Annotated in this window: 15 protein-coding genes and 1 tRNA gene; 5 read left to right on the forward strand and 11 right to left on the reverse strand. The window is 59.1% G+C overall.

Annotation, left to right across the window (positions count from 1 at the left end):
• Both panB and ABIQ96_RS15865 read right to left on the reverse strand, forming a co-directional pair.
• The gene (gene panB / locus ABIQ96_RS15860; RefSeq protein WP_348215594.1) at positions 1 to 768 is read right to left on the reverse strand and encodes a 3-methyl-2-oxobutanoate hydroxymethyltransferase; all 768 of its coding nucleotides are present in this window, start codon (positions 766 to 768) and stop codon (positions 1 to 3) included.
• An 81-nt stretch (positions 769 to 849) separates the two neighbouring features.
• A tRNA-Glu gene (locus tag ABIQ96_RS15865) sits at positions 850 to 924 on the reverse strand.
• Positions 925 to 1,141: 217 nt separating this feature from the next.
• Between ABIQ96_RS15865 and tkt the strand changes: the two genes are divergently transcribed.
• Both tkt and ABIQ96_RS15875 read left to right on the forward strand, forming a co-directional pair.
• On the forward strand, positions 1,142 to 3,118 hold the full coding sequence (tkt, locus tag ABIQ96_RS15870) for a transketolase (protein WP_348215595.1): 1,977 nt from the start codon (positions 1,142 to 1,144) through the stop codon (positions 3,116 to 3,118).
• A gap of 70 nt (positions 3,119 to 3,188) precedes the next feature.
• Positions 3,189 to 3,443, forward strand: a complete 255-nt coding sequence (locus ABIQ96_RS15875; RefSeq protein WP_348215596.1) for a DUF167 domain-containing protein — start codon at positions 3,189 to 3,191, stop codon at positions 3,441 to 3,443.
• Between the two features lie 9 nt (positions 3,444 to 3,452).
• Here the strand turns inward: ABIQ96_RS15875 and ABIQ96_RS15880 are convergent, their stop codons facing one another.
• The 4 genes from ABIQ96_RS15880 to ABIQ96_RS15895 all read right to left on the reverse strand — a co-directional run bounded on the left by ABIQ96_RS15880 (position 3,453) and on the right by ABIQ96_RS15895 (position 9,005).
• Positions 3,453 to 5,465, reverse strand: coding sequence for a transglutaminase domain-containing protein (locus ABIQ96_RS15880; RefSeq protein WP_348215597.1), 2,013 nt, complete (start codon positions 5,463 to 5,465; stop codon positions 3,453 to 3,455).
• A gap of 52 nt (positions 5,466 to 5,517) precedes the next feature.
• Positions 5,518 to 6,915 (reverse strand): DUF58 domain-containing protein, encoded by a 1,398-nt coding sequence (locus ABIQ96_RS15885; RefSeq protein ID WP_348215598.1) that lies wholly within the window; start codon positions 6,913 to 6,915, stop codon positions 5,518 to 5,520.
• 13 nt (positions 6,916 to 6,928) lie between these two features.
• Positions 6,929 to 7,864 (reverse strand): MoxR family ATPase, encoded by a 936-nt coding sequence (locus ABIQ96_RS15890; protein WP_348215599.1) that lies wholly within the window; start codon positions 7,862 to 7,864, stop codon positions 6,929 to 6,931.
• A 115-nt stretch (positions 7,865 to 7,979) separates the two neighbouring features.
• Complete coding sequence (locus tag ABIQ96_RS15895) at positions 7,980 to 9,005, reverse strand: quinone-dependent dihydroorotate dehydrogenase (RefSeq protein WP_348215600.1); 1,026 nt, start codon at positions 9,003 to 9,005, stop codon at positions 7,980 to 7,982.
• A gap of 304 nt (positions 9,006 to 9,309) precedes the next feature.
• Between ABIQ96_RS15895 and ABIQ96_RS15900 the strand changes: the two genes are divergently transcribed.
• Positions 9,310 to 10,170, forward strand: a complete 861-nt coding sequence (locus tag ABIQ96_RS15900) for an RNA polymerase sigma factor RpoD/SigA (protein ID WP_348215601.1) — start codon at positions 9,310 to 9,312, stop codon at positions 10,168 to 10,170.
• A 61-nt stretch (positions 10,171 to 10,231) separates the two neighbouring features.
• On the opposite strand, the gene uraD is transcribed toward ABIQ96_RS15900, so the two are convergent.
• Positions 10,232 to 10,741, reverse strand: coding sequence for a 2-oxo-4-hydroxy-4-carboxy-5-ureidoimidazoline decarboxylase (gene uraD, locus ABIQ96_RS15905; protein ID WP_348215602.1), 510 nt, complete (start codon positions 10,739 to 10,741; stop codon positions 10,232 to 10,234).
• A 39-nt stretch (positions 10,742 to 10,780) separates the two neighbouring features.
• Between uraD and xdhC the strand changes: the two genes are divergently transcribed.
• Both xdhC and ABIQ96_RS15915 read left to right on the forward strand, forming a co-directional pair.
• Positions 10,781 to 11,551, forward strand: coding sequence for a xanthine dehydrogenase accessory protein XdhC (gene xdhC, locus ABIQ96_RS15910; RefSeq protein WP_348215603.1), 771 nt, complete (start codon positions 10,781 to 10,783; stop codon positions 11,549 to 11,551).
• 320 nt (positions 11,552 to 11,871) lie between these two features.
• A complete protein-coding gene (locus ABIQ96_RS15915) occupies positions 11,872 to 12,804 on the forward strand; it encodes a phytanoyl-CoA dioxygenase family protein (RefSeq protein ID WP_348215604.1) in 933 nt (310 codons plus the stop codon).
• On the opposite strand, the gene ABIQ96_RS15920 is transcribed toward ABIQ96_RS15915, so the two are convergent.
• From ABIQ96_RS15920 to ABIQ96_RS15935, 4 genes are all read right to left on the reverse strand, one after another.
• Positions 12,801 to 13,628 (reverse strand): xylose isomerase, encoded by an 828-nt coding sequence (locus ABIQ96_RS15920; RefSeq protein ID WP_348215605.1) that lies wholly within the window; start codon positions 13,626 to 13,628, stop codon positions 12,801 to 12,803. The two genes, ABIQ96_RS15915 and ABIQ96_RS15920, sit on opposite strands and share 4 nt — an antisense overlap.
• Before the next feature lie 10 nt (positions 13,629 to 13,638).
• Positions 13,639 to 16,575, reverse strand: a complete 2,937-nt coding sequence (locus ABIQ96_RS15925) for an autotransporter-associated beta strand repeat-containing protein (protein ID WP_348215606.1) — start codon at positions 16,573 to 16,575, stop codon at positions 13,639 to 13,641.
• Positions 16,576 to 16,602: 27 nt separating this feature from the next.
• Positions 16,603 to 20,214, reverse strand: coding sequence for a binary toxin-like calcium binding domain-containing protein (locus ABIQ96_RS15930; protein ID WP_348215607.1), 3,612 nt, complete (start codon positions 20,212 to 20,214; stop codon positions 16,603 to 16,605).
• 237 nt (positions 20,215 to 20,451) lie between these two features.
• Positions 20,452 to 21,246, reverse strand: coding sequence for a class I SAM-dependent methyltransferase (locus ABIQ96_RS15935; RefSeq protein WP_348215608.1), 795 nt, complete (start codon positions 21,244 to 21,246; stop codon positions 20,452 to 20,454).
• Positions 21,247 to 21,250 lie beyond the last annotated feature (4 nt).

The following is a 21,250-nucleotide window of genomic DNA, read 5'->3' on the forward strand; positions in this document are numbered from 1 at the left end:
TCAGGATCCCCGGACTTGCAACAGGTAGCGGGCGACAGCATTGCGGGTGGCTCCGGCGACATCGGCTTCGGGCCGGGCGAAGGGCGGGACGAACCACGGATATGAGCCTAGCAGATCGGTGACCACCGCGACCTCGCCATCACAGGTGTGTTGGCCGCAGCCGATGCCGATGGTGGGAACGGAGAGAGATGCGGTCAGAAATCGCGCCGCTTCGGGAACGATGGATTCCATGACGATGGCGAAGACTCCGGCGTCGATGATCGCTTGGGCTCCTTCGCGGATGGCTTCGGTTTGCTCGGGGGTTTTGCCCTTTTTCCGATAGCCGCCTTCTTCGAGGACGCGCTGGGGAAGCATGCCTAGGTGGCCCATGACGGGAATCCCAGCTTGGGTGATGGCGCGAACCTTTTCCGCCTGGCGAACGCCGCCTTCGAGCTTCACGGCTTCGGCACCGGCGGCGACGAGGCGGCGGGCGGTATCGAGCGCTTGTTCCGGCGTGTCGTAGGTGTGGATCGGAAGATCGCCCACGACCAGTGCCGTGGGTTTCGCGCGGGCCACGGCGGCAACGTGATGAAGCATGTGCTCCAGAGTGACATGCGTGGTGTCCGGGAAGCCCAACACGACCATGCCGAGCGAATCTCCGACGAGCAGGACATCGACTCCGCCCTCGTCCAACAGGCGGGCGGTGGGGTAGTCGTATGCGGTTAGCGCCGCGATGGGGCGGTTTCCTTTTCGGAGACGGATGGCTTCGGCTTTTTGAAGGGCTGTCACGTTGGCTTGAGGCCCAATTAAAAACGAAAGATCGGCGTTTGCGTAAACAAAAAAGCCCCCGCCGGAGCGGAGGCTTGAAAATGGCGACCCGTAAGGGAGTCGAACCCTTCTTGCCAGGATGAAAACCTGGAGTCCTAACCGATAGACGAACGGGTCGTGCGTTGCGGTCGCGGGCGGAAAAGAACCTTACCGACCGACCCGGTGCAAGGTTTTTTTGGATAAAATTTTCCGAAGGGCGGAATTCATGCCGGAAATGAACACCATTCGCGTTACATCAAGTGATTGTCGCGATTACCCCCTTGTCAATCGGAGGAGGATTCTTGAAGGTCTGCGCCCTCCGTCCCCTTCTAAAACTTCACGGAGAAATGATCTCATGAACACGACACTGCTTGCACAAGCTGCCAATGAAGCCCGTGGCCTCGCCATGGATGCCGTCCACGCCTGTAACTCCGGCCACTTGGGGCTTCCGCTTGGCTGCGCCGAAATCGGTGCCGTTCTTTTCGGTGAGTCCATGCGCTACTATCCGGATGCGCCGAAATGGCTGAACCGCGACCGCTTCGTGCTCTCCGCTGGCCACGGTTCGATGTTCCTCTACGGCTGGCTGCACCTTTCCGGCTACGCGGTTTCCCGCGACGACGTGAAACATTTCCGCGCGCTGCACTCCATCACTCCCGGCCACCCGGAATTCCATGAAACCCCCGGCGTCGAGGCGACCACCGGTCCGCTTGGCCAAGGTGTGGGAAATGCCGTGGGCTATGCCCTCTCCGGCAAGCGCGCCGCCGCCCGTTTCAACACCGCGGAGCACACGCTTTTCGACCACCACGTCATCGCCATCCACGGCGATGGCTGCCTTCAGGAAGGCGTTGCCAAGGAAGCCATCGCCTTCGCCGGCCACAACGGTTTGGATAACCTGATCCTTATTTATGATTCCAACGACGTGACGCTGGACGCCATGGCCGACCTCACCCAAGGCGAGGATGCCGAGAAATATTTCGCTTCCCAGCGCTGGGATGTTGTCACCATCGACGGCCAGGATCTGAACGAAATCGCCGCGGCGATTGAAAAGGCCAAGGGCAACAAAAACGCCCGCCCGAAGGTCATCATCGCGAAAACGTTGATCGCGAAAGGCATACCCGAAGTCGCCGGTACGGCAAAGGGCCACGGCGAAGGCGGTGCGAAATTCATCGATTCCGCCCGCGCCGGACTCGGACTTCCTGCCGACGAGCATTTCTATGTTTCCGCTCAGACGCAGGCCTATTTCGCGGAGAAAAAAGCCGCTTCCAAGGTCGAGTTCGAAAAATGGCAGGCCACTTACGATGCATGGTCCAAGGCAAATCCCGAACTCGCCGCCGAGCTGACCGCCGGTGTGGCGCTTTCCGTGCCGCTCGACCTGAGTTCGAAAATCCCGGCTTTCCCCGCCGATTACAAGGACGCGACCCGTTCCGCCGGTTCCACGGTGATCAACGCGGTGGCCAAGGAAATCCCGCAATTCCTCACCGGCAGCGCGGATCTTTTCGGTTCCACGAAAAACTATATCAAGGACGCCGGCGATTACTCCACCGCCAACCCGCTCGGCCGCAACATCTGGTTCGGCATCCGCGAACACGCGATGGGCGCGATCTGCAACGGCATCGCCTATGACGGCATCTTCCGTGCGAGCGGCGCGACCTTTCTGGTCTTCGCCGACTACCTGCGCGGCTCGATCCGCCTCGCCGCCTTGTCGCACCTGCCAGTCACCTACATTTTCACCCACGACTCCGTCGGTGTCGGTGAGGATGGCCCAACCCACCAACCGGTGGAAACCGTCAGCGGTCTGCGCGTGATCCCGAATCTCGACGTCATCCGCCCCGGCGATGCCGAGGAAACCGCCGGTGCCTTCGTCGCCGCGATGTCCCGCACCGATGGCCCGACCGCGCTGATCCTGACCCGTCAGGCGATCCCGCTGATGAACGACCTTTCCGTCGACGTCCGCCGCGACGGCGTGCTGCGCGGTGGTTACATCGCCAAAAAGGAAACCGGTGCCCTCACCACGATCCTTCTCGCGACCGGCTCCGAACTCCAATACGCGATGGCCGCTGCTACCGAACTCGGTGACGGCGTCCGCGTCGTTTCCCTACCATGCTTCGAACGCTTCGAGCGTCAGAGTGCCGAGTATCGTGAAAGCGTGTTGCCTAAAGCCTGCACCAAGCGCGTCTCCATCGAGGCTGGAATCACCGATCTCTGGTGGAAGTACATCGGCACCGAAGGCAAGCCAATCGGTATCGACCGCTTCGGCATGAGTGCTCCTGGTGACGTCGTGTTCAAGGAACTCGGCATCACCAAGGACGCCGTGGTCGCTGCCGCGAAGTAAATTCCGGTCTGCTAGCAACTCCATCCAACAGGGCTCGACCAGACGGTCGGGCCTTGTTTGTTTATCGCCCATGAAACTCCGCGTTCGTGCCACTCCCAACGCCCGACAGAGCGAGATCGTCGGCTGGGAGGATGACCCACAGGCCGGGCGAATTCTTCGTGTCCGCATCGCTGCGGCACCGGTGAATGGTCAGGCCAACGCCGCGCTCAGGGATTTTCTGGCGAAGTCGTTAGGCCTTTCGAAATCAAAGGTGGTTCTCGAAAAAGGAGGTTCCTCGCGCTTCAAGACCTTCGAAATTCCGGACGCGACGGGCCTACCAGATTGAACCAATTTGTTACTCCTTATTTGATCCGCGCTTGATCGCGGATTCCAACTGCTTTGCGAGCTCGGCCAGGCGGTCTTGTTCGTTCGGCGCGGCGGGAGTCGGATCGAAACGAAGGCGCTGATGAAGTTCGACGGCTTCATCAAGGGTAGCCGAATCCGGCAGTGTGGGACGCAGCTTCATGAACCAGGCTCCGAACGGCTGGCCTAACGGCCTAGGCCCGAGTTGCTTTTCCGCCTGCTTTTCAAGGGCGTTGAGCGGAGTTCTCCGGATCGGTCCATCGTAACCGTTCGATCTTCGGATTTCCTCCAACCGCCGCTTGGTTTTCCAGAGCCGCTTGAAGACGAATCCCATTACGCCGAGGGCGATGGTGAACATGACCACGGATGCTCCGAGCCGATTACCCGGACGGTTTCTCCAGAGGAAAAAATCCTCCCGGAAGCGCTTCAGTGCATCATTGAACGCCTGCATCGAAGGATTCAGTGTCGCCACCATGTCGGTCCAACTGGGGGGCGTCGTATCGAAATCGATCCACAGTTTCTTGTCGGCATCCCACACCCGGCACCAGGCATGGCCGTGCGTGCCGCGGATGACGTATTCGCCGTGTTTCGGATCCCGTTCCACCACGACGTAGCCGGTCGCGTAGCGGGCGGGGATTTTCGCCTCCCGCAGCAGCAGGACGACGGCGGCGGCGAAATACTCGCAATGCCCGGAGCGGTTGGTTGTTAGGAATTGCGTGAGCGCGGTCGGATTCGAAAATCCCTGGGTCCAGCTCTTGATTTTCAGATCCCGGGTGTAGCGGAAATTCTTCATGAACCACGCCTGCATGACCTTGAGCTTATCCTCGAGGGTCGGTTGTTCATTCAGCTTGAGTTCGGCGAGAACGGCGTTGAGCGTCGCTCGTTCCCGGAAAGGCACGACCAAATCCTGATCTAACGGAGTTCGCTCGGTGTTGGTGTCTCCGCGCCAGAGGACGGTTCCCTCGACGACCGATTGCCTCGGGAAAACGTGGACGGTGCCCAGCGCGTTGTGCTCGATGGCGTCGGACTGGAAGTCGAACAGGCTGGTAGTGTCACCGGGCAGCGACAACGGCGTTTGCGCGAATGCCGAGCCGCGGATCTGGAATCTGGGCAGGCTCGGGCGGACCGCCCGTATGGGCTTCGAGCCCTCGGTAGTTTGCTCCAGCCGATAGTAGGGTTGGCCTTCGTAGGTGAAGAGGTCGAGGTCCCGGAAGTCTCGTGCGGTCGCCGGTTCGATGATCCACGAGCTGGGTTGATAGGAATTGTAGGTCGCGGTCCGCAATAGCCGGGGAGGGGGCATTCCGCTTGCCGGTTTGAGGCGCCAGACAATGTCGGGCGATTGCTGGACGGTTCCGATCCTGCCGATCATCGTGGATACGGAATCCGGATCAAACGAGGCCCCCCCCGGGCCGCGGTTGGTGAGCCAGTCGTCGAGACGCTCAAGTCCGTAACGGCCGGTCACCGCGATGCCGCCGGCGATGGCCAGGGCGGCGATGAGCGAGGTTGGCCGGCTGCGGGTGGCGGATAGCAGCATCCAGCCTGTCAGGATGATGATGCCCGGAAGGAACTGCCAGGTGGATGAACCGTCGCCGAGGGTGCTGGCGATGAGGATGGCGACGAAATAGACGTTTCCGAAATGGATGTGGATGACCGCTTCGTTGAGACCGAGGCGGAGATTCCGTTTCCGCCGGTGTTTTGCTAGAAATGAAAACGTAATCAGCGGCATCGATTCGTTCATGCCGAAGCTCTGGACGAACTGCATGGGCAGCAGCAGCAATGGCAGCCACGTCAGAAGCTGGGGCAACGCCACATACGGACTGCCGTCCAGATAGATCAGCACCCCGGTGAGCGCGATGATCACGGTGGTGAGCTGCCACGCCGTGGAGTAGGCGCCTTCATCGAAATCCCAGCGGATTTTCACCCAGTGGGAAATCTCCACCACCAGGGCGAGGATGAGACCGATCACGGGCCGCCCGGTCATCGCTCCCCAGAAGAGCAGCGACACGCCGAGAATAAAACGGGGTGGTGGATGGGTCTGGTGAATGGCGGGAAGGCGGTTAGTTGAGGGCGATGAGTTTGTTAGGAAGCTTTTGGAGGTCGCGGGCGATTTGTCCCGACTCCAGCCAATGCCCGGGCACGTCTCCGGGAGCCGGCCCTTTTCCGATGATGACCGGGGCGCAGACCACTCCGCCACGGGTGAGGGTGTGGAGGAAAGCCGCGCGGACGTCGTCCCAGCCGTTGAAAATCACGAGGCAGGAGGTGAGGTCGTCACGATGGCGCAGGACGAGTTGGGCGAGCGCGGTGAAATTTTCCGTCCGCTCCGGTGAAACTCCGGCGAGAACTTCCAGCAGCTTTTCCGCACGTTCGATGCCACGTCCCGCAGTTACCATGTGGGCCTCGTTTTTGATGAACATGAGGTCCAGCAGGGATTCGCTGGTATCCAGAGATGCGGCGAACGAGGCCGCCACCGAGATGGCCTCTTCAAATTGGTGGTCGGTCCGGTCGCACGACAAGGTGTCGACGATGAGGCCGTACCGCGGATAGAAAGTATCCTCCAGCTCCTTGACGATCGGGCGTCCGGTTCTCGCCCAGCTTTTCCAATGGATCTGCCGCAGCGGATCGCCGGGTCGATAGTCGCGCAGGCCGACGAACTCACCCGAGTTGCCAATGGCATTGGTGTTCGCCTCACCGGAGATTTTAAAAGCGGCTCCACCCGGCAGCTCGATGGGCGGCAGCGGGAAGCGGCGTGGGAGAACCGTTAGGGTACATGCCGGAGCACTCACCTTGCGGCATCGTTGGAACAAACCGAACGGATCGGGAAGCAACAGCCGCAGATCGTCGAAGCGGATTACGCCGCGCCGCAGCGGAGTCATTTCGACAGACACGCGCGCTTCCTGACCTTGCTTGAGGTCGAGGTCATCGGTGGAAATTCCGCCGGAGAACAAGCGGTTGCCCATCATCAACCATTGCCAGCGGAAATAAGCGAAGCGGCGGTCGTAAGCATTCCGTTCCTCCTCGCCCGGTTCTCTCAGCAGAGTGAAATCCTCAATGCTCGGCCGCGGATCCGGCGACGTATCCGAAATCCAAGCCCGGGTCAGCTTGCGGCGGCCGCGGTTGCTGACCTTCACGGTGTAGCGCAGCGGCTCTCCCGCAGTGCCGAAGCGCGGCAGTTCGCGCTTCGCTTCGACGTTTGCCCGGCGCGACATCGCCCACGGGATGCCGATCACGATCATCCCCAGACTCAAAGAAAAAAGCTGATAGACCGGGGCCTTGTTATGCCCGATACCGAGGCAAGACGCCAGGACGAACACCAAACCCAGCCCGACGCCGGCAGGTCTCAGGCGGCGGCCGAGAAAATGTTGGATGCCCGCGCCCCGGAAATAAATGGCGTGAAGCCACCGCTCCAGACGCCCGGTTTCCGGAGCGCTAACCGAATTGGATGGCAGGGTTTTCATCGATTGGTGAAACCTAAGCGGGCACCGGGATTTGTTCAATGAGATCGGCGACGATCTGGCGGGCGTTTCCGCCTGAATATTTCGCTTCCGGAGCGAGCACCATCCGGTGGGCGATGACATCGGCCGCGACCGATTGGATGAGTTCGGGTGAAACAAAATCCCGTCCTTCGAAAATCGCCAGCGCTTGCGAGACCTTCATCAACGCCAATGACGCGCGCGGGCTGGCCGCGAGTTGCACGGCCGGATTTCCACGGGTGGCTCCGACCAGCGCGACGACATAGTGACGGAGCTCGTCGCTGAAACGCACTTTGCGGGCGGCGGCCATCAGTTCCAGAATTTCGTCGCGGGTCGCCACCGGTTCTAACACTTCAACCGGGTGGGTTTCCGTCTGATCGGCGAGAATGGCGGCTTCCTCGGCAGCGCTCACGTAGCCGAGCGAGCACTGCATCGCGAATCGGTCCATCTGCGCCTCGGGCAGGGGATAGGTTCCACGGAATTCCACGGGGTTCTGTGTGGCGATGACGAAAAACAGTCCGTCGAGATCGTAGCGCTGGCCTTCGATCGTCGCCTGCCGCTCTCCCATCGCTTCTAACAAAGCGCTCTGGGTTCGGGGCGAGGCACGGTTGATTTCATCGGCTAACAGAATGTCGGTGAATACCGGACCGGGATGGAATTTGAATTCCTGTGACCGCGGATCGAGGATCGAGACTCCGAGAATGTCGGAAGGCAGAAGATCCGGCGTGAACTGGACCCGCTTGAACCTCGCACCACCGACGGCCTTGGCGATCGCCTTGGCGAGGGTGGTCTTGCCGGTTCCCGGGAAATCCTCCAGCAGGACATGGCCGCCGGAAATCATGCAGGCCAGCACCCGCCGCACCACATCAGGTTGGCCACGGACGACGGAACAAACGGCGGCTTCGAGGCGGGAGGCGGTTTCTTGGATACTCATGGGTGATCAATGGATTTCAGCTCGCAGGCGCAACGCCGTCGAGGTTTTCCCTCGCACTCAAAGAAAACCGCGAACTGCATGGCGCACCAATCATTTTCCGCCAGAACGCGGAATATCAGAGAGATCGGGCAAGCTCCCTGACCAGCGCCGGTCCCTGATAGATGAACGAGGTATAGATCTGCACCAGCGCCGCACCGGCTTGAATCTTGGCTTCGGCGTCTTGCCGCGATGAAATCCCGCCCACGCCGATGATGGGAATGCGCGATCCGAGATGACTGGCGAAAATTTCCAACGTGGCGGTGCTTTTTTCAAAAACCGGTCTGCCAGAAAGCCCGCCAGCCTCCGCCGCGCGCGGATGGCCGGCCACCCGGTCGCGGTCCAATGTCGTGTTCGTCGCGATCAGCCCGTCCAGACCGCCGTCGAGGAAGACTTGGGAGAGATCGCGGATCTGCGTTTCGTCCAAATCCGGAGCGACTTTGAAAAGAAGTGGAACCGATTTGCCATGCTCCGCAGCGAGCCTCTGTTGTTCCTTTTTGAGCGTGTCGAGCAGGCGGGCGCTGGCCTCCGCTCCCTGCAGGTCCCGCAGACCCGGGGTGTTGGGAGAGGAAAGATTCACCGCCACATAATCGGCCACCGGGTAGGCTTTGCAGAGGCATTCCATGTAGTCGTCCGCCGCGTTTTCATTGGGCGTATCCTTGTTTTTGCCGATATTGAAACCGACGATTCCCGCGAAAGACTTCGCAGCCCGGACATTTTCCACCCCGGCGTCGATGCCCGGATTGTTGAAGCCCATGCGGTTGATGATCGCCTCATGATCGATCAGCCGGAACAACCGAGGCTTGGGATTCCCGGCCTGCGGGCGCGGAGTGATCGTGCCGATTTCGATAGAGCCGAATCCGAGGCGACCCAGCGCGTCGATGGTGTTGCCTTCCTTGTCCAATCCCGCAGCCAGACCGACGCGATTCGGGAATTTCAGCCCCATCACCTCTACTGGAGAGACAAACTCATCCGCAGGTGAAGCCAGCGCTAGGGCACCGGTTTTTTCCGCCATCCGCAGGGCGGACAGGCTCAGATGGTGGGCGACTTCCGCATCGAGACGGAATAATCCGGAGCGGGCGATGGGATAAATAGCGTCAAACACGGACAAAAACTGATTCACGCAACGCTCATTGTCGAATCTCTCATGCGCCAAAATGGCGCTCCCCGTGCGAAAATTGCAATGATCGTGCATTTTGTCACAGCCCGGAAATAGAGTTTTGCTAAAAATCAAAGACTTGTGATCCGAAAAGCGCAGGTACGCGGATTGCTAAAATGAGAATGTTGTTTTTCGGCACGCCAGAGCGACTCTCCAAGTATTGACAATGTATTCACAATGAATATATTTGAGAAAAAAAGGAATAAACCCTCTCGCGCGACGTTTAATAATTAACCAACCCCATAAAAACATGGCCTACGAATCAGACAGCAGCCTGAAGCTCTACTTGCGGGAGATCTCCAAAACGCCTCTTCTCACCGCCGAAGAGGAAGTATCCCTTGCGGAGCGCATCAAGAACGGTGATCCGGAGGCTCGTTCCCACATGATTCGTGCGAACCTGCGCTTGGTCGTGAAAATCGCCCAAGACTACTCCAACTACGGGATGCCCGTTACGGACCTCATTTCCGAAGGCAACATCGGCCTGATGAAAGCCGTCGAGCGTTTCGACCCTGAAAAAGGAGGAAAACTTTCAACCTACGCCGCTTGGTGGATCAAGCAGTCGATCAAGCGCGCCTTGGCCAACCAATCCAAGACCATCCGCCTGCCCGTCCACATGGTCGATAAGATCGCGAAAATGCGCCGCATCGCGGCCATTCTTACCGAAGCCCTCGGCCGCGAGCCGACCGACGAGGAATTGGCCGACGAGGTCGGACTTCCCCATCGCAAGCTCGCCTTGCTTCGTCAGGCATCGTATCGCCCGACATCGCTCGACGCGCCCATCAATGAAGGTGAAGCTACCGAATTCGGTGAAGTCATCAGCGACGAGCGCGCGGTGAATCCGTTGGACATGCTTTCCGACAAAAACCTGCACGGCGAGCTCGATGGCTTGCTCTCGGTTCTCGACGAACGCGAACGCCGGATCATTGATGAACGTTTCGGCCTGAACGGTCGCAAGGCGCTGACTTTGGAAGAAGTCGGACGCGAATTCGGGGTCACCCGCGAGCGCATCCGCCAACTTCAGAACTCGGCGCTGACGAAAATGCGGCGCGCCCTTCGCAAGAAGGAAAAGCCCATGCCCAAGCCAGTGATCGGCGATTTTGCGGAAGCTTGATTTTTCTGTGTGTTTTGTTTCTGGTGCGCAACCGCGGCGGGTCTCCCGCCGCGGTTGTTTTTTATCCGCCAACAAGATCCTCCAACCGCAGCCGGGCGATCTGATGGATCTGAAATAATGCTTCGGAAATCTCTTCATCCTGGGTATTTCCCAATCGCCTCTCAAACGCATCAAGCACGCCCTGCTTCGTTGTTAGGCGGGCGCAGATGATGAAGGGGAAGCCGAACTTTTCGCGGTAGCTTTCGTTTTTTTCGGAGAACTCTTCGTATTCCTCGTCCTTGAGCCGGTCGAGTCCGAGGCCGGCTTGTTCGCGGGTGGATTCCTGAGTGAGGGCGCCCGCGCGGGCCAGTTTCCCGGCGAGGTCCGGATGGGCGCGGATCAAGGTGAGCTTTTCCTCGTCGGTTGCTTGATCAACGGTCTGGCCCATCGCTTTTCGCAAATGGTCCTGATCCGGAAACGGGCGCTGCTGAAGGATCCGTTGTGGAACCCAATCAGAATGCTCGTAAATCCCGCCGAGGGCGGCTACGAATTCCCCGGCAGGCGCGGCATTCAACTGAGCGAGTGAGATCATTTCACCGGAGTTAGGCCGGGTTTTCAGCAAATTTCAAGGATGCCAATGGATGCATGGGAACAAATCGCCGCGCTGCGCCGGGAAGGGATCGACGCGGTCGTCGTCACCATCACAGCGGTGAGGGGCAGCGTGCCGGGACAGGCCGGAGCAAAAGCAGTGATCACCGCGGGTGGATTGATTTCAGGAAATCTCGGCGGCGGAAAAGTGGAGGCAAAGGCGATCGATCATGCGGTGGCCATGCTGGAAGGTGGCGAATCGTGCGTCCAAACCACATGGAATCTCCAGCGCGATGTCGGGATGACCTGCGGCGGCGAGATGACGTTTTTGTTCGAGCGCGTCACCGCGGGCGAGCCTTGGCACATCGCGATTTTCGGGGCCGGGCACGTTTCCCAAGCGCTGGTGCCGGTCCTCGCCACGCTGGCTTGCCGGATCGATGTCTTCGACACGCGGGCTGATTGGTTAGACCGATTCCAGAATCGGGAAAACGTGGTGCTCCATTCCTTGTCCACCTTCGAAGCTGGCGTGGAATTTCTCCAAGCGGGTTCGTTCGTTCTTTCGATCACGCAGGGGCATTCAAGTGATCGCCCGGTTTTGCGCGAGGTGCTCCGGCGTTTTCCCGAAATTCCGTTTCTCGGTGTGATCGGCAGCGCTTCGAAAAGGGCCGTGCTGATGCGGGAACTCCGCGAGGATGGAATTGCGGGGGAATTGATAGATGAAATCATCTGCCCTGTCGGTTTGCCGATCGGGGGAAATGATCCTTCTGAAATCGCGATCAGCATCGCCGCGCAATTGTTGGAGCGGCGGGGTTAGACCGATGTATCGGGGGGGATTTCTTGGCGAGCCGGACAGTGCAGACCGCGATTGCTATGGCTGCTACAGATCCGGCCAAGACGAAGACTTCGGCGTGGGGGAGTTGGAGAAGGGAGAACTTTTCGCCAAGCTGGATGAATGCGAGAATCGTCAGCTTCGAGCACATGGTTCGAGGAATCCTCCAAGACGCCGAGCTGCGGACCTTTAAAAGGATTCGCTAGTTTTCCTCCAAATCTTCTGGAAAAAGTTTGCAAAATATCCGGATATAGCCAAATGTAAAGCCGCTTAGTCGGCTCGCCACAAGCATTTCCTTCAATCCCATGGACGCCGATGCCGCCATTATCTACCCCTTTCTTTCACTGGGCCATGAGCTGGGGACCGGCGAGGACGAGTTTGGCTGGCTGCGGCGTTCGGACGATGCGATATTGAATCCGGCCGAATTGATGGCCCGATTGCGTACGGACGGATACATCTACCTTCCGGGGTTCCATGACCGGGCCAAGGTTGAGGAAGTCCGGATGACAATCCTGAGACAGCTTGATGGCATGGGGTATTTGAAGAAAATGACCCGTTTGGATGAGGGTGTTTTCGATCCGGAGAATCCGCCTCCCGCACAAGCACGGGCGCATCCGCTGGACCAGAGGGATGCGGCGTTGCGGGAATTGTTGTTCGGGGGGCGGACAATGGGATTTTACGAGCGATTGTTTGGTGGGGCGGCCGCGCATTTTGATTTTACCTGGTTCCGGACCAAGGGCACGGGACACGGCAGCGATGTCCACTGCGATGTCGTTTACATGGGGCGCGGATCGAGAAATCTCCTGACGATGTGGACGCCGTTGGGAGACATCGATCCGAGGATGGGAGGTCTTACAATCCTGGAAGGCTCGCACCTGAAGGGACACCTGTTGGGAAACTACTTGGAGCGTGATGTGGACACGTATTGCACGAACCGCGGGGATGCGGACGCTCATGCCAGCGGTGCGAAGGGATGGAACGGATCGCTATCGAAAAATCCCGAAGCGGTCCGGCAGCGTTTCGAATCGCGTTGGCTGACCTCGCCGGAATTCCGGATGGGCGACGCGCTGATTTTCGGAATGTCGATGGTGCACGGAAGCTTGGACAACCAAACTGATCGGATCCGCCTGTCGGTGGACAACCGCTATCAGCTTGCGTCCGAACCGATCGATCCGCGCTGGGTGGGGGAGACAGTGGTGGGGCACGGTCCCGCCGCGAAGATGGGAATGATCTGCTAGGAAATCAGCCGGCTCCAGATTTTCTGGATTTCATCGCGGACGACGATGGCGTCGAGCCAGACGTCCGGGAAACAGGAGAGGGCGTAGCCGCTGCCGCGCGGTCCGTTTTCAGGACAGGCATGGAGCACTGCGTCGTCTGGGGCGGAGTCGAGCCAGTGTTTCAGGAGCGCTTCCGCGAACTCGAGGTAGAGAAGGAAATCCGGAGTGCGATTGCTCCTCCCGTCGGTTGCCGGGATCTGGGCATGGTGGCCGTTGAACGGGCGGAAATGAATGTGCCTCACGAGCGAGGTCATTTCACGCGAGCCGAGCAGACGCGGAGCAAAGGGCGGGTTCAGGTGTTTCACCGTGGCAAAATGCGAGTGATCCAGCGACCAGATGATCCGCTTTCCTGTTAACTGTTGGAACAGTTGGTCGATCCGTTCGGATTTCTCCGGTGTCTCTGTGGCTGTGTCACGGTGGATTTCGAGGTCGATTTTCAGACCAAGCTCCTCAGCGAGGTTCACCATCTCAATCCACGTTGCCACGGCTTCTTCCGGCGGGGTGTCGTGATCCATCAGGTGGATGTTGATCCGCTTCGGTTGGTAATCGACGGCTTTGCGGAGGGATTCCCGATAGGTGGAGGCGTCCGCGTTCAGATAGAGAATGTATTCGAGCCCGTATTTTCCGCAGAGTGGGATCGTCTCGGGGATGAGCAGGCCGCCGATGCCGTCGAAGCCAGCTTCCTTCACCGCTGCGAATTTCTTCTCAAGCGACCAATCATTGATCGGATTTGGATAATCACGCAAGGTCCAAAGGCCTGCGAAGGTGCGGAGTTCCCGGGGCATGTGAGCTGGATTAGCGGCGGCGGCGGAGCAAAGCGATGGCGGCCACGGCACCTAGCAGGGACACCGATGGCTCTGGAATCAGCGTCATGGTGACGAATCGGGCGGTGGGCCCGGTGGCCTGCTCGCCTGAGAAGTTGGAGCCGCCGGTCGTGTCGTTGTAATTGAAAAGCCACGTGTTGGAGCCTGCCAACAGTTCGGAGTCATCCGCGATTCCCGTGAAGAGGCCGCCGTTCCAACCGGCGGTGACGCCGTCGATGTCAAAATAGCTGATCAACGTGACCTTGTCCCCGAGCGTCCAAACTCCATCGGCACCCGTTAGACTCAGGGTGACAGTGCCGGTGAGATTCAATTGCCCTGAAACATCGACTAGATCGGAGTTCGCGGCGCTCATTTCATAAATCAAGGTGGAGGTATTGGCGAAGGATAGCGTGCCTGTGGCCAGCGACTCGATGCTGGCTCCGGGTGAGAGCGAGCCGGTGACACTCACGGTGCCGGCGATCGTTCCCGTCCCCCCCAGGGTGGCTGCGGTGGAGACGGAAACCGCGGTGTTTCCAAGCGATCCGTTGACGAGCAAGGTTCCGGCGGAAACCGCCGTGGCACCCAGATAGGAGCTGTTACCGGCCAGGCTCAGGATGCCGGTGCCGGCTTTGGTCAGGCCTCCGCTGGTTCCAGTTAGATCTCCGGACAGGACGGCATCCACAGCGGCGGTTCCGCGGTTGGTTTGGACGGTGCGTACGACGGTTCCAAGGTCGATGTTGTTAGTGAGGGTGATTTTCCCATCCGCCTTGGCCTGGCCGAGGATCAGATTCTGGCCGGTCGCGACGAAACTGGTGGTCGATCCCCACACAAGCGCCGCGCCGCTGTTGAGGGTGACTGAGTGGTCGGCTCCAAACGCGGCGAATCCACCCGAAGTGGCGACATTGACTTTGCCGCCCGAGACACCGAGATCGGCGGCCAGGTCGTAACGGAGTCCGAGAATGCCACCGGTTGTTCCTGCCGCTCCGCCGTCCAGTGACATCCAGGTGTTGGGACTGAAGGCTGCGGCGGAGTCGAGGATGACGGCTCCCTGACCTCCGACTATCGTGCGTCCGGTGTAGGTGTTGGTGCCGGAAAGCATCATGTTGCCGTTGCCGAATTTGACCACCGCGTCCCCGGTGCCGCTGGCGAGTCCGCTACCGGTTAGGTTGCCGCTGACGTTAACGGAATATTGGGCCGCACCATCGACCACGAAGATCAGACTGCGGTCGCCGGAGCCGAGGTTGATGGAGTTTTTGAAATCAACGGTTCCGAGGGCGGTGCCGTTCGCGTCACCGAATTTGATGCGGGAGTTGCTGCTGCCCAAGGTGCCGCCGACGAATCCGCCGGTGTTCAGCGTAAGCGTGCTGGGAGTGACATTGCCACCGATGTTCACCGAGCGGGTGGTCGCATCCATGACCGCGAAACCACCCGACGTGTTGATGCCGGTGGCCCAGGAAACGTTGCCCGCGGCCGTTCCCAAGGCTCCCGTGAAATTCGCGGTCAGTCCGAGGATGCCATAGTTGAAGGCGGAACCCGAAGTGCCCAGCACGATGTTGGAGGTGGCGGTGTTGTTGGTTTGCACCACGCCGTTTTGAATCAGGGTGCTGCCGGTGTGGCTGGAGTTGGTGATGACCAGGTTGCCGAGTCCGGTTTTCGCCAGATTTCCCGCACCCGTGATGCTGCCGTCGATGGTAAGTTGTCCGGCATCGACCTGGACGGTGCCGGCACCGGTCATGGTGACGCTGCGGTTCGTGCCCAGCGAGTAAGTGTTGGCGGTGGACTGGAGGGTTCCGCCGTTGAAGCTGATGGTGTTGGTCGCGGAGCCGTCTCCCAGATTGTTGGAAGCGCTAATTCTAACGACCCCGCCGTTGATGTTGGTCGCGCCGCTGTAGGAATTGGAACTTCCCAGAACGAGCGTGCCTGTGTTGGTCTTGGTGATGGAAAAAGCCCCGCTGGTGGCTCCGAGGGTCAGGGTGGTGCTGGGGTTTGTGGTGAAGGTGGCATTGCCGGTGAGAGTGGTGTTACCGAAGATCAACCCCCCGGTGATTCCCGAGAAAACTCCGAGGGTCAACGTGTTGGCGCCGATGCTCAGGGTGCCGAGCGTATGGGTGGCGCTTCCGCCCGATCCCGAGACGCGGGTTGCGGAAATCTGGGTGTTTCCAGAAACGATGGTATTGTTGTTATATGCGGTGTTGTTGGCGTTGATCAGGTGTAGCTGTCCTCCTGCGAGGGTGATGGTGCCCGTGCCGAGTGAGCCTGCGGCGAGGGCCTGGAGGATGCCCGCGTTGATGAACGTGCCACCGCTGTAGGAATTACCATTGTTTTGAAGACTCCAGGTGCCAGCGTCCGATTTGGTGATGCTGAGTTTGCCGCCTGCGCCGCCGTCGCCAATGACTCCGGTCATCGCGTTCGTGCCGGTATTGGCTCCGTTCAGGGTGAGGTTGGTGACATTCGACAGGGTGGAAACTCCTGTGACCGCACCGATGCTCATGAGGCGGGTGGTCAGCGTGTTGGAGTTGGTGAAACTGGCGGTTCCTCCGTCGCCCTGGATTTCGATGGCGGAGCTGATCGTGTCGGCATGTGCGCCGGTGGTTCCGGTGGACTGGATGACGCCACCGTTGGTTAGGAGCAGATTGCCGCTGCTGAGGGTGTAGCCGAACCCCGAGGTGTTGGAAAAGGTGATGCCGCCGATGTTGCGGTTGGTATCGACGGTGACGGTTTTGCCGTTTGTCGCGAGGGTGAAACCGAACGTAGCGACGTCAGAGCTGTTGATGAGGGAGGTTGAGCCGGGGATGTTACCGGCCGTCCAACTCGCAACATCATTCCAGTTTCCGCTGACGTTGGCTTTCCAAGAGTCGCTGGTCGCAAAGGCTTGAGACGCCATTGCGAGCGTGAGGAAGGCGGGTATTTTCAAATGCTTGGGTTTCATGGTCGCGCCGTGTGTTGCCAGGTTTGGTTAGTGTTGGAACTCCACCCGGAAGAATTTACGGGGATCCGCGAGCGGCGGGCTGGTCCAACTCGTGGTGGTCGCCGGAGAGGCGGCAGCCGGGACGACCGCCGCTTCAATTGTGCCAAAGGAGTCGAGGGCGAGACTGCTTTTCACTGTGAAATTGATTCCCGGCTGGGATGGCCATGTCAGAGTGATGCCGGTGGACGGATTCCCGGTGGAGGTGACGGCGAAGCGGGATGCACCGTTGTTAGGAATCAGGCCGAGGAGGTATTCGATCTGGTTGATCGTTCCATCTCCATCGGCATCGGCACCGGGAGCTCCGTTTCCGTTAGGATCGAGTCCGAAGCCCCCGGCCCACATGTCGTAGAGGGAAACGTAGGAGTTGTAGAGCGAGAGCACATTGGCGGGGGACAGTCCTCCGTCGTAGAAGCGGACATCGTCGATGTTTCCGGTCAACTGGAACTGGATCGCGTTGGGTCTTGCTCCGAGGGCGATTCCGACGCCTGGGTTGAGTGTCGCCTTGCTGGTGCCGATGTTGGTTCCCGCGCCGTTCAGATAGAGAGTGGTCAGTCCGGTGGAAGACCGGGTGACCGCGACGTGGACCCATTCGTTGATGTGATCGTTGAAATTGAATCCCGTTAGGGGGACTGAATTCAGTCCTCCGTTGTGGAACCAGAAAAGTTCGGCATCGACGGTGGCGGCTGCATCGAAATCATTGATGCCGAGATTCCACCGGCCGGCGTTTCCGTCGTTTCCGGAAATGATTTGGCTTTGGCCGCCATTGCCAATCGGCGCTGTTAGCCTGACCCAAGCGGTCATGGTGAACGGGGCGGTGGTCGCCGGGACCACCGAAGTTGGAATCAGAACCTTCGAATTGACGGTGGAGACGGCAGGAAACAGGTAGGATTTACCGTCGCGGCCGCTTTGCCCGATCAGGACGTCCGAGCCGATGGCAGCCGTGGTGACACTTTCGCTATCGGTGGAAACAGTCCCCGAGGTTTCGTCCAATTTGAACCGATGTATAAGAGTCCCGCTATAGCCGACAATGTTGGTGGGTGTGGAAATCGGATCGTTGGGGTCTGAAGTGGCGTTGATTTCAACTTGATCGCCGTAACTGTCGCCATCCGTATCGGCGAGCGATGGATTGGTGTGATAGGTGAAAATTTCTTCCCGATCCAACAGACCGTCGGAGTCCTTGTCCGCGTCACTATTGGGATCGGTGCCGTAGGTGAGGACTTCAAGCCCGTCGCTGATGCCGTCGCCATCCGTGTCGAAAGCATTGGGATCGGTTCCGGTGTTGGAGGTGGAAACATAGACGCCGGTGTATTTCTCCACTCCGTCTGATAGGCCGTCTCCATCGCTATCGGCCAGCAATGGGTTGGTGCCGGTGGAGGTGGGGGACAAATAGGTGAAGTCGTTCGTTTCGTAATTGTCCCGCAGTCCATCACCGTCGGTGTCGTTGAAAGCGGGGTTTGTCCCGAGTGTGAATTCCGCAAGATTGGTCAGGGTATCGCCGTCCAGATCGAGCCCGGCATCGTTGACCGCGGGATTCATTCCGTAGAAAACCTCGTACCAGTCGGGGATGGTATCGCCGTCGGTGTCCGTGAATCCGAGATCCGCGGAAGTGGCGACGCGGTCATAAATTTTCATGTTGGCAATCGTGAGTGTGGTGGCGGCTCCGGTGCTGGCGATGGTTCCATCCGCGGCGTTGTTGGCGGCGACGCGCAGCGGGAGTGGCTTCGCGGCAAGGGTGTTATCGACGCCCCACGTGTTGAGAACGGCGGCGAATGTTTCCTGGTTGGCTTGGACCCCATCGACATACACGGTGCCGACCTTGGTGGCGGGTTCATAGGTATAGACCAGATAGGTCCACAGGTTCTTCTTCACATTACCGGAAGAACCCCAGCCCATGTCGGCATCCGCTCCCCACTGGGCGACGGCCCCGAACTGGGTGGAAGTGCCGTGGCCAAGTGCGCAGAAGGTGCTGTTAGGCCCGTCGCGCCGTCCCCAGCCGACGATGGTCTCTTCGGTTTCGGTCGTTGGATTCAATACCCATGCGGTGATGGTGCGGGCGCTATTGCCGGTGAGGACTGGGGGCGCGGCGACGCCGGTTAGGGATTCGCTGCCGGTGAATGTCACTCCTTTGACTCCGCGGATCAATGAGACGACGGGTTGGGTGGCTCCGGAATTGAAGGTGCTGCCGATGGTGCCGGTATTCGGCCACGCAGAGAGGGGGCCTGCGGACAGCGCCGACGCGCTCAGACTGACGATCGGCGCGGTGGACGAAGCACCGGGAGTGCTGGTGTTGAGAAATGGATTTGAGCTGCGGGCGATTTCCACATAGTCCTTGAACGTGTCTCCATCGGTGTCTGCCAACAGAGGATTTGTCCCGGTGTCGGCAGCGGAGACCAGAACACCGGTGTTGGTTTCGGCGGAGTCGATGAGTCCGTCGCCATCGGTATCGGCCAGGGTGGGATTGGTGGGAGCGGGGGAGCCGGAAACCATGCGGTTGACTTCGGCTGAATCGGAGAGTCCGTCGTTGTCGGTATCGGTCTTGGTTGGATCGGTTCCCGCGAGGTATTCCTGAAGATTGGTTAGACCGTCGGCGTCGGAAATGTTGTCGGAAGCACCTTGGGCGAGATTTCCGAATTTCGAGATCTCCCATGCGTCTGATAGACCATCGCCATCGGTATCCACGGGTGGATAGACCACGAAATCGTTAGCCGTCCGGATGGTTGGCGTGTTGAAGGTGACGATCACCGTCGAGCTGCCGTCGGTATTGAGGCGGTCGATGTCGGCGGCTCCGCCGGTGCCGGCGTTGAAGGTTACGTAGTGGCGCTGCCCTTCGATGACTTCAAGGGCGAAGGCATTGACTTTCCCGGTCGCTGTGAGGGAGCCCAACACCGGGGCGGTGGCGAAGGCATCGATTTTGCGGATAGCGTTCGGACCGGTGGCTTGATTGGTTCCCACCATCAGAGTGGTGCCGTCTTTGCCGAGGAATGAAGCTCCGGTGCAGGCGGTGGTGAGCGTGGACTGCAAGACGCCGGAGCTGTTAAATTTGTAAACCGCGTTCGCGGTTCTGGAGGTCACGTAGAGAAACGAATTGTCCCATAACAGATCGCGGGCAGCACCAAGGCTCGCTGCGGAGGGAGCGATGAATTGAGTGAAGCCGGTGCCGTTGGTTTGAAGACTGAAAACTCCATTCGTTCCGGCCGCTCCGAAAGCGGTGGTGAAATAGATCTTACCGTCCGGCCCGATCTGGATTCCGTTGGAGTTGGAATCCGTCCAACCCGTCGTGCTGACGCCTCTCGTCGCGAGCACGGTTTCAACTCCGGCTCGTGTGACCTTGGAAATTTTGACGGGCGCCGCAGAGGTGGTCGTGTAGAAATTTCCATCCGTGGAATTGTAGGCGATGCCGTGAACGTTCGGAAGATTGATGATTGTCCTCGCCTTGGTCCAAGTGGCGTTCGCGTTGAACGTTCCTTTGGCCACATAATATTCGTCAATGTCGCCGTTCGAGAGCGTTACGGCGACAAGGGAATCGGCAAGGGAACGGCCGGTCAGGGCGGCGATAGTTCCGATGGCGACAACCATCCAGGGAAGCTTTTGGCAGTTCATGGGTTTTAGGGTTTGAGTTATCGGTGTCAAACTTGCCGATTTTAGCCTCAGGTCAAATATATTCGCGTGCATTCACGAATTTTCGAAATCTGCCCGTCATCATGTTTGGATAAAAATTCCGCGTGAGAGCCGGGAAATTTTGAGTCGCCCGGCACGATTGCGCGCGGTTTTCGTCGGGATTTTGATACGGATCTGCCCGGGCGAATCATGAAAACCGGAGCATGCTTCCGTCTTCAATCACCGTTCCGGCAGGAAGCTGCTCAAATAGAGATTCGTCCGGTATTCGAATTCCACCCACCCCTCCGTTTGGTATCGGTCGAAGATTTCCTCCAAGCTTGAGATCATCCGCTCGTGCCCAGGCTGGCCCTCATTGGGTATGTAGGATGACGACATGCATCGACCTTTGAGTCCCTCGAAATCAAATCGCTGCGAGTTCCGGAAGGTGAGGGTTTCGAAAATCCCGGGTTTGAAAAATTCGCTCAAAACGTCGTCGGTGATGTTTGTGTGATTCACCCGCTGATAGTCGATCGTGTGTTGTTCGAGAAGCGATTCATAGGCAGCGAGAAACTCCGAAGTCTCAGTTTCGCGCTCGTTCCAAATCAATACGATCCACCCGCCGGGCCGGAGAATCCGGCGGAATTCTTTTTTCGAAAGCTCGCGGTCGAACCAGTGAAAGGCCTGCGCTGCGACGATGAGATCCACCGAACCATTCGCGAGTCCGGTCTCTTCCGCGGATCCGTCGCGACTTTCGAATCCGGATTCACTTACTAACAATCTCTCGGCGGCTACACGCATTTCCAGATTCGGCTCCACGGCCAGAACGTGATTCCCGTTTTGAAGGAGCAACCGGGTCAGAATACCTGTCCCGGAACCGATGTCCGCCACGATTGTTGAAGGAGTCAGCCCGCAGTGCGATTTCAGGGCATCGATCACTTCCAGAGGGTAGGACGGACGATATTTGACGTAGTTATCGACCCTGTCCGAAAACCGGGTGGTGGGGTTCCGCGGCGCATCTTCCATGATGCCGGTCACGCTG

This window comes from Luteolibacter sp. (assembly GCF_039920825.1).
GTDB lineage: Bacteria > Verrucomicrobiota > Verrucomicrobiia > Verrucomicrobiales > Akkermansiaceae > Luteolibacter.